Source organism: Nonomuraea cypriaca, assembly GCF_015645445.1.
Lineage (GTDB): Bacteria > Actinomycetota > Actinomycetes > Streptosporangiales > Streptosporangiaceae > Nonomuraea > Nonomuraea cypriaca.
In genome coordinates this window covers 1-12,616 of the sequence record NZ_JADOGI010000278.1, presented here as the reverse complement: position 1 = coordinate 12,616, position 12,616 = coordinate 1, and the positions used below count along the sequence as shown (strand labels likewise).

Genomic DNA, 12,616 nt, shown 5'->3' with positions numbered 1-12,616 from the left:
GGTGGGAGCGGTACCGCTCCCACCGGACGGCCGCCGGTTCGCGCACACGGCCAGAAGGTCCCCGGGGCTACGAGCCCAGGGAGATCCTGTCGAGGTCGGGAGCGGAGTCGTCGTCGTTACCGATGGTGATGGTGTTGCTGCCGGCGTTCAGGGAGACGGTCACGGCCTCCGTGTACACGGTGTCGTTGCCCATGCCGCTGACCGGTACCTCGATCGGGGTGGCGCCGTTGACGGTGACGAAGTAGGAGCGGTTCCCGTTGACGGTGAAGTCGATGAACAGCTGGTACTCACCGGCCTGGTCCACCACGACGTCGTCGAACCGGACGGACGCGTCGGCGGAACCGCCGATGTTGCGCACCTTCTGCCCGCCGGAGCAGCGCGAGCAGTTCGTGACACCGGCGCTGCCGATCTCGTTCTGCGAGCTCTCCGCCTCGCGCATGAAGACGCGGTCGGCGGGACGGACCTGAACCGGCACCACCTTGGACACACTGTGCGGCAGGCCGACCGTCTGGAAGTCCACCTTGACCGGCACCTGCACGGGACTCTGCTGACCGCCGGCCGGGCCGGTGACCGTCCAGGTGCCCTCGATCGACTGGCCGATACGCAGGTTGGCGGCAGTCACCGCAGCGCCTTCGAGGGTCCAGCCCTCCGGCACCACGGGCGCCATCTGGACATCGTCGACCGTGTCCTCGTCCAGGCGGAGCTTCGCGGAGATCTTGACCGACTGCTGGCCGGGACCGACCCAGACCACGCCGGCCGGGTTCACGGTCATCGTGGTCTTCGGCACGTACGACGCCGAGGGCATCGGCCCGACCACGATCCGGTCCAGGCCGGGGCCCTGCTCGTCGTCGCTGAACACCTTGATGGTGTTGGCTCCGGCGGCCAGCGGCACGGCGATCGACGCGTCCACGGGAACGTCCACGCCGGTGGCGGCGACGTTCTCCTTGATCGGCGCGGCGCCGTTGACGCTCACCGAGAAGGAACCGGCCTTGGCCGCGGTGTAGTCCAGCTCGAGCCGGTAGGTGCCCGCCTCGGTGACCTGGACGTCGCGGTAGGTGACGGCGTTGCGGCCGCCGCCGCCCAGCCAGGTGACCTGCTTGGAGCCGGAGCAGGCGTCGCAGGTGGTGACACGTGCCTTGCCGTCCCGGTCGTTGTGCCTGGCCTCCGCCTCCAGCGGCATGCCGTCGGCGTCGTGGGTCGGGTAGTCCGACGCCACCCGGATCTCATCGATCTTGAGCTGCTTGTAGAACGGCTTCGCCTGGGCGCCGCTCCAGGTGTCCAGCACCTCGAGCTTCAGGTAGCGCGTGTTCTGCTTGCCGAGGTCGATGAACTGGACGCCGCGTGCGCTCCGCATCGCGCTGGTGCGCACCGGCTCGCCCCAGGTCTCGCCGTCCTTGCTGGCGTAGACCTTGTAGTTCATGATCCGGGCGGAGTCCTCGGGCCGGCCGAACGACTCGCGGGCGTGGGTGGGCGACCACTCGGTCTGGTTGACGGCGAGGTAGGCCGCCTGGCGGCGCTTGCCGAGGTCCAGCGTCACCGACACCGGCTGGTTGCCGTCGCTGTCCCAGTAGGTGGTGTAGTCGCCGTCCACGATGTCGGAGGCGGGGAAGCCCTCCTTCTCGGCCGAGGCGGTGGCCTTTACAGCGGAGGACTTGAGGAAGTACTGCTGCCCGGAGGTGCGGACCTTGAAGACGGTGTCGTAGGTGTCCCAGTCGGTGACGCCGAGGATCGAGAGGTAACCCCCGGACTGGGTGAACCGCAGGGGCGCGCCGGTCCGGACGTCGGTTACCTGCGTCACCCGGTAGCCGTTGTCCCGCAGCCGGACCATGTCCTGGCTCTTGGGCTTGGTCAGCACGTGCACATACTGGGTCGTGGCCCCGTCGTCAACGGTGATGACCCCGTGAGCGCCGTCGTTCCAGAAGCCCGGCTGCATGCCGCCGTACATGTAGCCGCCGCCCTCGGTGCCCGTGATGGAGGACCAGATGGGGGGCAGCCAGGTGTCCATGAAGTTGTTGAACTTCTCCTGGCTCGGCGGGAACTTGCCGTTCACCATCGCGGTCTCGGCCATCAGCGACTTGATCGACGAGCCGGCGTTGGCGACGTACCGGCCGATGTTCAGCGGGAAGTCGACCGCGTTGTCCTTGCCGTCGTACCACCACTGGCCGCTGGTCGGCAGCTTGTAGTCGGCCTCGGTGAGGCGCGGCATCGGCGTGAACGTGGCCTGCGGGTAGTCGTAGGCCGGGGTGATGCCGGTCTTCTGCTCGTTGCTGACGGTGTCCATGATCGGCGTGTCCTCGTTGTTGTTGCTCAACAACCAGGTCGGCCGCTTCTCACGGATCTGCTCGTACAGCTTGTTGCGCTCCCAGTACGCGTTGTCGTTGTCGATCCAGAAGCCCGACAGGTCGGGGTACTTGTCCATGACTTCCTGGAACAGGTCATAGCTGTACATGCCGAAGCCGTCGCGGGTGGTGAGGTCCACCTGCTGGCCCTTGTAAGCGGAGTAGGCGGCGGAGTCAAGGGTCTCGACGCCGACCTCGTTGTGCCACTGTGGGTCGTCGGTCATGTAGAGCAGGATGCGGACCCCCTTGGCCTTGCCCGCGTCCACGAGCTCGCCGAGGAAGTCGCGCTTCGTCGAGCAGCTGCCGGGGATCTCAGACGGCCACGGCCGGGCGTAGCCGAGCCGACTGTGGAAGGTCGCGAGCACGATGTAGGAGGCGCGGAGCTTCTTCGCCTCGTCGATCCAGTAGTCGGCGGTCCAGCCGCCGTCGGTCACGTCGCGCTCCCAGGCGGCGCAGTCGGTGTGACGGGGAGCGGTGAACATGCCCCAGTGCAGGAACAGTCCGGCTGTGGAGTCACGCATCCACTGCTGGCGCGGGTGCTCGACCTCGGCGCCAGCGGGCGCCGCGCTGAACAGCGCCGCCACGAGGGAGAGGGCCAGGACGAGGGTGATCCCGGCGAAGCGCCGGGAACGGGACGCGACCCCGGGCGTCCACCGGCGTCCGGGTCCGCTTGGGGTAGGTGGGGGGAGGTTCATGACCATCGGCTTTCTTCGTTGGAACGATCAGGCGAATAATGTCAAGAACACTGCCTAATCGGAACCCTGATGATCCAACGGCGGTGGCCGACGGTCAAGACCTCGGATCAATCCCGGGTACTTCCAGCAACGAGTTCAAAACTGTGTCGAGGGCCAGCCGGGCGGCTCCGAGGGCCACCGAGTCGGCGCCCATCGTGGAGGCGACCACCTCGATCGGGAACAGCATGAGCTTGGCCAGCTCGCGGCGGAACGGCTCGGCGATGATCGCTCCGCCGCGTGACATGCCTCCGCCGAGCACGACGATCTCCGGGTCCACCGCCAGCGTCAGGACGGCGGCGCTACGCGCGAGGACCTCGGCGAACTCGATCAGCACCGCGAGGCTCTCCGGGTCCTGCCGAGCCGCGGAGGCGATGACCAGTTCCCCCTCGCGCCCCGCCGCGGAGGCGCTGCCGGCCGCAAGTTCGGCGCCGCGGGCGTGCAGCCGGGCCACCGCGGACTCCCACCCGAGCATGGGCAGGGCCCCGATCTCTCCGGCCGCGCCGTGCCTGCCCTGGTGCACCTGACCGTCCAGCAGGACCCCGGCGCCGGCCCGGTGACCGGCGAACATGTAAACGATGTCGCGGTGGTTCTGGGCGGCGCCCTTCCAGTGCTCGGCCAGTGCGGCCAGCTTGACGTCGTTGGCCACCGCCACCGGCAGCCCCAGCCCGGCAGACAGCGTGGCGGCGACGTCCACCTCGGTGAACCCGGGCAGGGAGTAGGGGGTAAGCCCCGATCCGGCCTGGCCGGCGGCCACGTCGAACACTCCCTCCGGCGCCCGCAGCGTTCCGGTCACGCCGCAGGCCGCGCCGGTGATCTCGCCCGGATCGAGGCCCGCGTCGCGCCAGCACTCCCGCGCGGTCTCCGCCGCTGCCTGTAGTCGCTCGGACGCGTCCAGGCCCGGGTCCAGCTCCCGCCGGTGCGACGCGAGCGGGTTGCCGCGCAGGTCGGTCACCACGGCCAGCGTCTTGTGCGCGCCGATGTCGATACCGCTGACGTACCCGGACTCGGCGCGGAAACGGAAGTGGCGGGCCGGGCGTCCCGCTCCTCTGCCGTTCGCCTGCCGCGGCGGCACGGTTTCCTCCACCCGGCCGTCTTGGAGGAGTTCGGCGAGGAGATCCTCCGCGGTCGGCCGTGATACGCCGATGACCGCCCTTAGTTCGCGCAGCGTGAGTGAGGGAGACTTGATGAAGGCGCCGAGGGCGGCGGCGGTGTTCAGGCGTCGCAGCAACGACGAGTCTCCGAGCCGGGCGGCTGCTTCTCTGTCTTGACTCATCCGATCAGGGATCCTTATGCTCACGGCGACAATAATGCTAACCGGTCTGCATATTACAGTTTTGCGATCAACGACGCTGGAACTCCACCGCTCGGCGACAGCAGGACCGAAGGGACACTCATGGCAGCACGTTGGAGAGGGGCGGTCGCCGCTGCGACGCTCACGACGCTGGCTCTCGCCGGCTGTGCCAGTGGTGGTACGAGCGCGGAATCCTCGTCCGACGGTACGGCCGAGATGACGATGCTCACGTTCGAGACCCCCAACCTGCCCGCCTCGCTGTGGGACTCGGCGATCGCGCGTGTCTCCGCCAAGGTCCCGGGGATCAAGATCAAGAAGCTGGTCACCCCGAACGTGGACCGCACCACCTATGCCAAGCAGCTGGCCAGCTCGGGCCAGCTCCCGGACATCATGATGGCGGTCAACCCGCAGGGATTCGCCGAAGGCGGCCAGCTCGCCGAGTTCACCCCCGAAGAGCTGAAGGACTACGCCTCCCCGCAGTCCGGCGCGATCAACGGCAAGATCTACCAGCTGCCCACCAACGCCCAGCCCCAGTCGCTCCTCTATTACAACAAGGACGACTTCGCCAAGGCCGGGATCGGCGAGGTGCCGACCACCTGGGCCGAGTTCCTCGACACCTGCGCCAAGCTGAAGGCCGCCGGCATCACCCCGATCGCGGTAGGCGGCGGCGGCCAGGACACCTTCGCCAGCGTGTACTCGTGGGCGGGCGTCGTCGGGACTGACGTCTTCCTGCAGGACGCGGACTTCGACAAGGAGATCAAGTCCGGGGCCAAGAACTTCACCGACCCCGCCTTCGTCAAGGCGACCGAGAAGATCGCGCAGTTGTCCAAGCTCGGCTACTTCGACGAGGAGGGCACCAGCCGGTCCTACGCCGACCACGAGAAGGCCTTCCGGGCCGGGTCGGCCGCGATGTACCCGATGGGTTCGTGGTTCGCCACCTCGGTGGACAACGACAAGCCTCCGTTCGAGGTCGGCGCCTTCGCCTGGCCGAGCGACGACGGCAAGGCCGTGGTGCCGAACCTGACCGGCGGCGGCATGAGCGTCAGCGCGAAGGCCGAGAACGTCGAGCTCGCGAAGAAGTTCGCGCTGGAGTGGACCAAGGACAAGGAGACCGCCGACGCCTTCACCGAGGCCGACGGCACCTTCAACACCGTCGCAGGCTACAAACCGCCGGCGGACATGGGCCCGCTCTTCAAGGAGACGCTGGCCATCTACGAGAAGGCGGTGAAGGACGGCACGGTGACCCCGGCCTTCTCGATCGAGCAGGGCGACAACGGCCTGCCCGCCGAGTTCACCGTCCCCATCCAGCAGATCGCGGTCGAGCTTCTCGACGGCACCTCCGACGCCGCCACCGTGGCGAAGAAGCTCAACGACGAATACGCCGCTCTTCAGTAGGCGACCACCCATGAGGGCGGACCACCCCGTCCGCCCTCACTCGTCCTTTATTGAGAGGTCCTTTCTCCCATGCCCGGCTCACCCCGCCACCACTCTCTCCAGGGTGGCTGGCTGCGCAGAGCGCGTGAGTTCTCCGGATTCGCCCTGCCTGGACTCTTCCTGTACGGCGTGCTGGTACTGCTGCCGATCGTGTGGACCATCGTCCTCGGCTTCACCGACCAGACACGGTTCGAACCGCAGACCAGCTGGGTCGGGTTAGGGCAGTTCAGCCGGTTGTTCCAGGACGACCAGTTCTGGCTGGTCCTGAAGAACACCTTCGTCGTCACGCTGATCGTCGTGATCGTGCCGAACGTCCTGGGCCTCGGAATCGCCATGCTGCTGAACCGGGAGAGCCTGCTCTACCGGCTGCTGCGCTCGGTGTTCTTCACGCCCGTCATCCTGAGCGGCATCGTCGTCAGCGTCATCTGGCAGAGCCTGCTGCGGCCCGACGGCGTGCTGAACGCGATCCTGGTGGACCTCGGAGTGGGCAGCGCCCCGCGCTGGATGTCCGATCCCGACCTCGCGCTGTACTCGATCAGCGGGATCCTCTGCTGGCAGATGCTGGGCTTCTGCGTGGTGGTCTACATCGCCGGCCTGAACGCCGTCCCGAAGGAACTGCACGAGGCGGCGCTCATGGACGGGGCCAGCTGGCTGCGTCGCTTCCGGTCGGTCACCTGGCCGATGATCGCGGCTTCGGTCACCATCAACACCGTCATGCTGCTGATCAGCGGCTTCAAGGTGTACGAGCACATCCTGGTGCTCACCAACGGCGGCCCTGGGCGCAACGCCACCGCCTCCATCGCCTTCGACGTCATCGAGAAGGGCGTACGAGGCGACCGGATCGGGTTCGCCGCGGCCGAGGCGACGATAATGCTCGCCATCGTCGTCGCGATCACCGGCGTCGTCCTGCGGTTGCTGCAACGTCGAGAGGTACACCTGTGACATCCCGGTTCCGGGTCGTGCGGCCGGTGTTCGCCGTCGCGCTGACCGCGTTGTTCTTCTTCCCCATCTACATCGTCGTCACGGGCATGCTCAAGCCCGCCGACGAGATCCAGTCCTCGCCCCTCGGGCTGCCCGCGCCGCTCACCGGGGAGAACCTTGGAGCCGTCTTCGGGCGCGAGGACGGCCTGTTCTGGTCGTCGCTGCTGAACAGCGTCCAGATCACCGTGCTGTCCGTGCTCCTGCTCACCCTGTCCTCGGCGATGCTGGCGCACTACCTGGTGCGCTCGAAGGCGCGCTGGACCAAGCCGGCGATGCTGATGCTGCTGGCCGGCCTGATGATCCCGCCGGCGGTGATCCTGCAGCCGATCACCCAGGTCCTCGACGCCGTGGGCCTGATGAACACGCTGCCCGGCGTGGTGCTCAGCAACGTCGCCTACTACCTGCCGTTCGGCGTGTTCGTCTTCGCCGGATTCATCGGCACCGTGCCGGTGGACATCGAGGAGGCGGCCGGCATCGACGGCGCGAGCCGGCTACGGATGTTCTGGCAGGTGGTGTTCCCGACGCTGCGGCCCGCCGCCGCCAGCGTGATGATCTTCCTCGGGGTGTGGGTCTGGAACGACTTCCTCAGCCCGCTGGTGATCCTTGGCCCCGAGTCCGGCACCACGGTCACCGTCGGCGTCTACCGCTCGGTGGGCGAGTACTCGACGAACTTCGGCACCCTGTACGCGTTCTCGTTCCTGGCCTCGCTTCCGGTGCTTCTGTTCTTCGTAGCGCTGCAGAAGCAGTTCGTGGCCGGCTTGACCGCGGGATCGGTGAAGTGAAGGCCCGCCCGTCCGCGGTGACATACGACGCCGATACCGGACTGCTGCTGCTCGACACCCCCCACACGTCCTACTCGGCGTACGTCGGGCGCGAGGACGACATCCCGATCCACACCTACTGGGGCCCGCCCATCACGGCCGAGGACGCGGCCTACCTGGCGACCTCGACCGCCGAACGGCTGGCGTCGCAGTGGGCGTGCTTCCGCTCGGCGGCGAACCGGCACGAGGAGTACCCACTCGACGGCGGGCTGCAGTTCGGCCGGGCGGCGCTGTCGGTGGAGTTCCCCGGGGCGGTGCGCACCATCGAGTGGCGGCTCGCCAGGCACGAGATCACCGCCGGGCCCGGCCACCAGGAGCTGGCGCTGTGGTTCGAGGCGCGGCACCAGGAGCTGACGGTGACCCTGTACTACCGGGTCTACGACGACAGCGACGTCATCGACCGGTCGGTGGTCGTGCGCAACGACTCCACCACGGACGCCGTCGACGTGCACCGCCTGGACTCCGCCGCATGGGTGACCCCCGAGCAGCCGCGGCATCGGATGACTCACCTCACCGGCCGCTGGGCGGCGGAGACGCAGGTGCGCCGGACCGACCTCACCGACGGCCACCTCGTCCTGGAGAGCCGTCGCGGCATCACCAGCCACCACGCGAATCCGTGGTTCGCGATCGACGACGGAACTGCCACGGAGGAGAGCGGCCGGGTCTACAGTGCGACGCTCCACTGGAGCGGTTCGTGGCGGATGCTCGCTCAGCGGGAGCTGGACGAACCCGCCCAGGTGCTGTTCGGCTGGGGGCACGAGGGCTTCGGCCCGCGCCGCCTCGAACCGGGCGAGGTGCTGAAGACCCCGGTCAGCTCGGGACTGTTCACCGCGGACGGGTTCGGCGCGATGAGCCACGCGTGGCACGAGTACGCACTGCGCCACGTCCTGCCGAACTCCGGCGAGTTGCGGCCGGTGCTGTTCAACTCCTGGGAGGCCACCGGCTTCGACGTGGACGAGGCGGGCCAGCGGGCGCTGGCCCGGCAGGCGGCCGACCTCGGCTGCGAGCTGTTCGTCCTCGACGACGGATGGTTCGGCCGGCGTTCCGGGGACCAGGCCGGTCTCGGCGACTGGTGGGTCAACACCGGCCGCTTCCCCCGTGGCCTGAAGCCGCTCATCGACGAGGTGCACGCCCTCGGCATGGGTTTCGGGCTGTGGATAGAGCCAGAGATGGTGAACCCTGACTCCGACCTGTACCGCGCCCACCCCGAGTGGACCTACCACTACGCCGGCCGGGAACCGCACACCATGCGGCACCAGCTGGTGCTGAACCTCGCCCGGCCTGACGTGGCCGAGTGGGTCTTCGGCGAGCTGGACGCGCTGCTGTCGGCCAACGACATCCAGTTCGTCAAGTGGGACATGAACCGGCCGTTCACCGACACGGGCTGGCCGGAGCAGCCGGACCGGCAGGGGCGGCTGTGGCTCGACCACGTGACGGGCGTCTACGGCGTGATCGACGCGTTGCGTCGGAAGCATCCCGGCGTGGCATTCGAGGCGTGCTCGGGCGGTGGCGGCCGGGTCGACTTCGGGATCATGGCTCGGACGGACCAGTTCTGGCCCTCGGACAACACCGACGCGCTGGACCGGCGGTACATCCAGCACGGCTTCAGCCACCTCTATCCGGCGCGGACCATGTCGTGCTGGGTGACGGACTTGCCGACTTTCATCAACAAGCGCCGGGTGCCGCTGTCGTACCGTTTCCACGTCGCGATGGCCGGGGTGCTCGGCATCGGCGGCGATCTGAACGCCTGGACGGCCGAGGAGACGGAGGAGGCCAGGCGGCTCATCGCGCAGTACAAGGAGATCCGCCACATCGTCCAGCACGGCCGCCTGCACCGGCTGGGCGAACCGGGCAGGTCGGCGTCCGCGGTGCAGTACGTGACGGCGGATCAGAAGGAGTCCGTCGTCCTCGTGTACCAGGAGGCGCAGCAGTACGACAGCAACCCGGCGCCGATCCGGCTGCGGGGCCTCGCCCCCGAAGGAGGGTACCGGGTGGACGGCGGCGCGGTGCTGTCCGGCGCGCTGCTGATGGGCCACGGGATCACCCCGCAGCTCACCGGCGACTACGCCAGCACGCTGATCCGCCTCGAACTCCTGGCCTGACCGCTTTTGGAGTCCCCCGGCTGATCCCGGCCGGCGTCCACCCGCTCCGCGCCGGGCTGCACGACAGCCGTCCGACGACACCGCCAACGCTCTTCGACCTCGGCGCATAACCATCACGACCTGCGGGCTGCGCCACCCCACGCCGTCCAGCAGACAGGGAACCACCACGATGATGGACCACGGCAGCCTGTGGTCGCCTGCCACCCATCCGCCTGCACGATCTCCGCCACGGCGCGGCCTCGCGCGGTGAGCTGGGGTTCCTCCGACGTAGCGGAACACCTCATCGAAGACGGTCGTGAACTTGGCATCCCGATCACGGATGAGGAAGCGGAACGACCCTTGCCCTAGTTCTAGATCTATCGATATTGACATGGCGATGTCAGGTCCGCGCGCTACCTGAACGACCACATGTTCTACGCGGCCGGTTCCGGTCGGGACGCCGCAATCAACCTTGCGACGTCGCGGGATTTGTTCAACTGGACCCGCCACCCCGGTGGACCACTGTTTCGCTCACGCCGGGCCGCCATGTCCCCTGGGCCACCTGCGGGACGAACGTGTCCAGGTTCGCCACCGGGAAACGCACGGTCTCGCCCGTTTCGGCGGACAGGTACGCGGCCATCATCAACTCGCTGACCTCCACACCGTGCTTCAGGCTCTCCCGCGGCTGCCGCCCGGCGAGGAAGTCGGCGGTCACCGCCCGGTTCTCCGTCGTGTACCCGTAGGTCAGGGCTTCGTCGGACACGATCGGCAGCAGCCCCTGCTCGGCGCCCTGCTTCTCGACCAGGTCCTCGGCCTCGGGCGAGCGGATCTCGCGGCTGAGGAACAGCTGCGCCTCGGTGCTCAGCGTGCTGGCGCTCATCGAGTACTCGGGGCCGAGCAGCTCGAACGTCAGCCGCAGCCCCGGCCCGACGTAGCTCCACGATGTGGTCGCCTCGACGACCGCCTCGTCGCCGTCGCCGTTGCGGAACATGATGGTGGCGTGGGCGTAGTCCTCGGCCGGCCGACGGGTGTAGTCGACGGCGCCGCCGAACCGTTCGGTCAGCTGCGCGGCGTGCCGCTTGCGCGACCACTTCAGCGAGGCGATCTGCGCGCTCACCGACACCGGGGTGAGCCAGTCGGACTGGTCAGCGCCGGGCGGCGTCAGCAGGTACCGGCCGGCTTCGATCGAGTGGCACATCATGTCGCTGAGCACGCCGCCGCCCTGCCGCGTACCGTCCCAGAACCAGGCGGCGTGCGGGCCGCTGTGTTCCTCGGCGCACCGGGCGAGGTACGGCGTCCCGGCCGGCGCGGCGCCCCTGGCCCAGAGCAGCTCGTGGCCGCGGGTGAGGGCGGGCGCGTACACCTGGTTCTCCAGGTACGCGTGCCGCAGCCCGGCGCCCTCGACCAGCTCCAGCACCCGCCGGGCCTCGGCGAGGTCACGGCCGAGCGGCTTCTCGACGGCGACGCCGACGAGGGACGCGCGCCCGGACGTGACCTCGCCGGCGATGGTCTCGACGACGGCCAGCCGGGCGTGGTTCGGCGCCACCACCCAGACGGCGTCGACCCGCGGGTCGCGGACCAGCTCGGGCAGCTCGGTGTACGCGCGCGCGTCGCCGACCCGCAGTTCGCGGCAGCGGTCGGCCAGCGCCTGCGCGCTCTCGGCCCGCGGGCTGTGGACGGCGACGACGTCGGCGTCGCGGACGCCGGTCCACGAGGTGACGTGGAAGTTCGCCATGAATCCGGCGCCGACGATGCCGACTCCGAGCCGTTCGCTGTTCTCCATCGTGGAAGGACCCCTAACTCCTAAGGCGTCGCTGCCGCCCGTAGAGCGACAGCAGGACGAGCAGGACGACGCCGTTGACGACGGTGCGGCCGGCGCCGCCGATGTCCAGGGTGGTGAGCAGACCCTGCAGGACGGTCAGCACGATCGCGCCGACCGCGGTGCCGCTGTAGCCGCCGATGCCGCCGGCCAGCAGCGTCCCGCCTATGACGACGGCCGCCACCGAGGGCAGCATGTACTGGTCGGCGAGGTCGAGGAAGACGGACTCGGTGTACCCGAGCAGCAGGATGCCGGCCAGCCCGGCGAACGTCGCGGACAGCACGTACGCCAGGATCAGCGTGCGGTTGACCCGGACGCCGGTCAGCTCCGCGGCGGTCCGGTTGGCCCCGACGGCGAACAGGTTCCAGCCGAATGTGGTGCGGCGCAGCAGCCAGACGGCGAGCAGGCCGAGCAGCAGCCACAGGAACAGCAGCCCCGGCAGGTCGGCGATCACCCGGCCGTTGACCAGCGACGTGAGCGCAGGCGCCGCCCGGCCGCTGGCCTGCCCGCCGGTGTAGGCGAGGATCAGCCCCTGCACCACGCCGATCATGCCCAGCGTCATGACGAACGGCGGGATGCGCAGCAGCGTGACCCCGAGCCCGTTGACGAGCCCGATCGCCGCGGCGACCAGCAGCGCCAGGGCCATGGCCGGCACGATGTTGCCGTCGTCGCCGGCCATCACCCGCGACCCGATGATGGCCGCGAACGTCGCCACCTTGCCCACGGACAGGTCGACGCCGCCGCCGCCGGCGATGATCACGATGGTTTGGCCGATCGCGATGACCCCGAGGAACGCCGCCACCCGCATGAGGTTGACCAGCTGGCCGTAGCCGGCGAACCCTGGGGAGACGATCTCGCCCGCGATCACGAGCGCGACGGCGATCGCGCCGGCCAGCGCCACCGGCCCGGGCCGCCAGGCGAGGACCCGTCGCGGCGCCTCCACGGTGGGTGCGCTCATGCCGCCGGCCTCCTCTTCTGCAACACCGGGATGCCGGCCAGGGCCAGCGCGAGGATGATCACAGCGCCGTTGACCAGCTGCCGGTACGTCGTCGGCACGTCGGCGAAGAACACGATGTTCGTAACCAGCGCGAGGACGATGGCGCCGAGGATCGACCC

8 protein-coding genes are annotated in these 12,616 nt (G+C 68.9%); 4 read left to right on the top strand and 4 right to left on the bottom strand.

Annotation, left to right across the window (positions count from 1 at the left end; translation table 11 throughout):
* Positions 1 to 67: 67 nt before the first annotated feature.
* Together ITP53_RS48450 and ITP53_RS48445 are read right to left on the bottom strand one after the other, a co-directional pair.
* Positions 68 to 3,040 (bottom strand): CBM35 domain-containing protein, encoded by a 2,973-nt coding sequence (locus tag ITP53_RS48450; protein WP_207757494.1) that lies wholly within the window; start codon positions 3,038 to 3,040, stop codon positions 68 to 70.
* A gap of 88 nt (positions 3,041 to 3,128) precedes the next feature.
* Positions 3,129 to 4,346 (bottom strand): ROK family transcriptional regulator, encoded by a 1,218-nt coding sequence (locus ITP53_RS48445; protein ID WP_195902241.1) that lies wholly within the window; start codon positions 4,344 to 4,346, stop codon positions 3,129 to 3,131.
* A gap of 120 nt (positions 4,347 to 4,466) precedes the next feature.
* Here ITP53_RS48445 and ITP53_RS48440 point away from each other — a divergent pair, with 120 nt between their 5' ends.
* From ITP53_RS48440 to ITP53_RS48425, 4 genes are all read left to right on the top strand, one after another.
* Entirely contained in the window at positions 4,467 to 5,759 is a 1,293-nt protein-coding gene (locus ITP53_RS48440) for an ABC transporter substrate-binding protein (RefSeq protein ID WP_195902240.1), read from the top strand.
* Between the two features lie 69 nt (positions 5,760 to 5,828).
* Complete coding sequence (locus tag ITP53_RS48435) at positions 5,829 to 6,740, top strand: carbohydrate ABC transporter permease (protein WP_195902239.1); 912 nt, start codon at positions 5,829 to 5,831, stop codon at positions 6,738 to 6,740.
* Positions 6,737 to 7,561: a carbohydrate ABC transporter permease gene (locus ITP53_RS58655; protein ID WP_207757493.1), complete on the top strand. Its 825-nt coding sequence runs from the start codon at positions 6,737 to 6,739 to the stop codon at positions 7,559 to 7,561. Before ITP53_RS48435 ends, ITP53_RS58655 begins: the two co-directional genes overlap by 4 nt.
* Complete coding sequence (locus ITP53_RS48425; RefSeq protein ID WP_207757492.1) at positions 7,558 to 9,702, top strand: alpha-galactosidase; 2,145 nt, start codon at positions 7,558 to 7,560, stop codon at positions 9,700 to 9,702. The genes ITP53_RS58655 and ITP53_RS48425 overlap by 4 nt, the downstream gene beginning before the upstream one ends.
* 472 nt (positions 9,703 to 10,174) lie before the next feature.
* On the opposite strand, the gene ITP53_RS48420 is transcribed toward ITP53_RS48425, so the two are convergent.
* A complete protein-coding gene (locus tag ITP53_RS48420) occupies positions 10,175 to 11,464 on the bottom strand; it encodes a Gfo/Idh/MocA family protein (protein ID WP_195902238.1) in 1,290 nt (429 codons plus the stop codon).
* A gap of 13 nt (positions 11,465 to 11,477) precedes the next feature.
* Positions 11,478 to 12,458 (bottom strand): ABC transporter permease, encoded by a 981-nt coding sequence (locus ITP53_RS48415; protein WP_195902237.1) that lies wholly within the window; start codon positions 12,456 to 12,458, stop codon positions 11,478 to 11,480.
* Positions 12,459 to 12,616 lie beyond the last annotated feature (158 nt).

Excerpts from the sequence above, each read along its gene's own strand:
- ITP53_RS48415 (WP_195902237.1), bottom strand. The coding sequence starts at position 12,458 with ATGAGCGCACCCACCGTGGAGGCGCCGCGACGGGTCCTCGCCTGGCGG.
- ITP53_RS48435 (WP_195902239.1), top strand. The coding sequence starts at position 5,829 with ATGCCCGGCTCACCCCGCCACCACTCTCTCCAGGGTGGCTGGCTGCGC.
- ITP53_RS48420 (WP_195902238.1), bottom strand. The coding sequence starts at position 11,464 with ATGGAGAACAGCGAACGGCTCGGAGTCGGCATCGTCGGCGCCGGATTC.
- ITP53_RS48440 (WP_195902240.1), top strand. The coding sequence starts at position 4,467 with ATGGCAGCACGTTGGAGAGGGGCGGTCGCCGCTGCGACGCTCACGACG.
- ITP53_RS48450 (WP_207757494.1), bottom strand. The coding sequence starts at position 3,040 with ATGGTCATGAACCTCCCCCCACCTACCCCAAGCGGACCCGGACGCCGG.
- ITP53_RS48445 (WP_195902241.1), bottom strand. The coding sequence starts at position 4,346 with ATGAGTCAAGACAGAGAAGCAGCCGCCCGGCTCGGAGACTCGTCGTTG.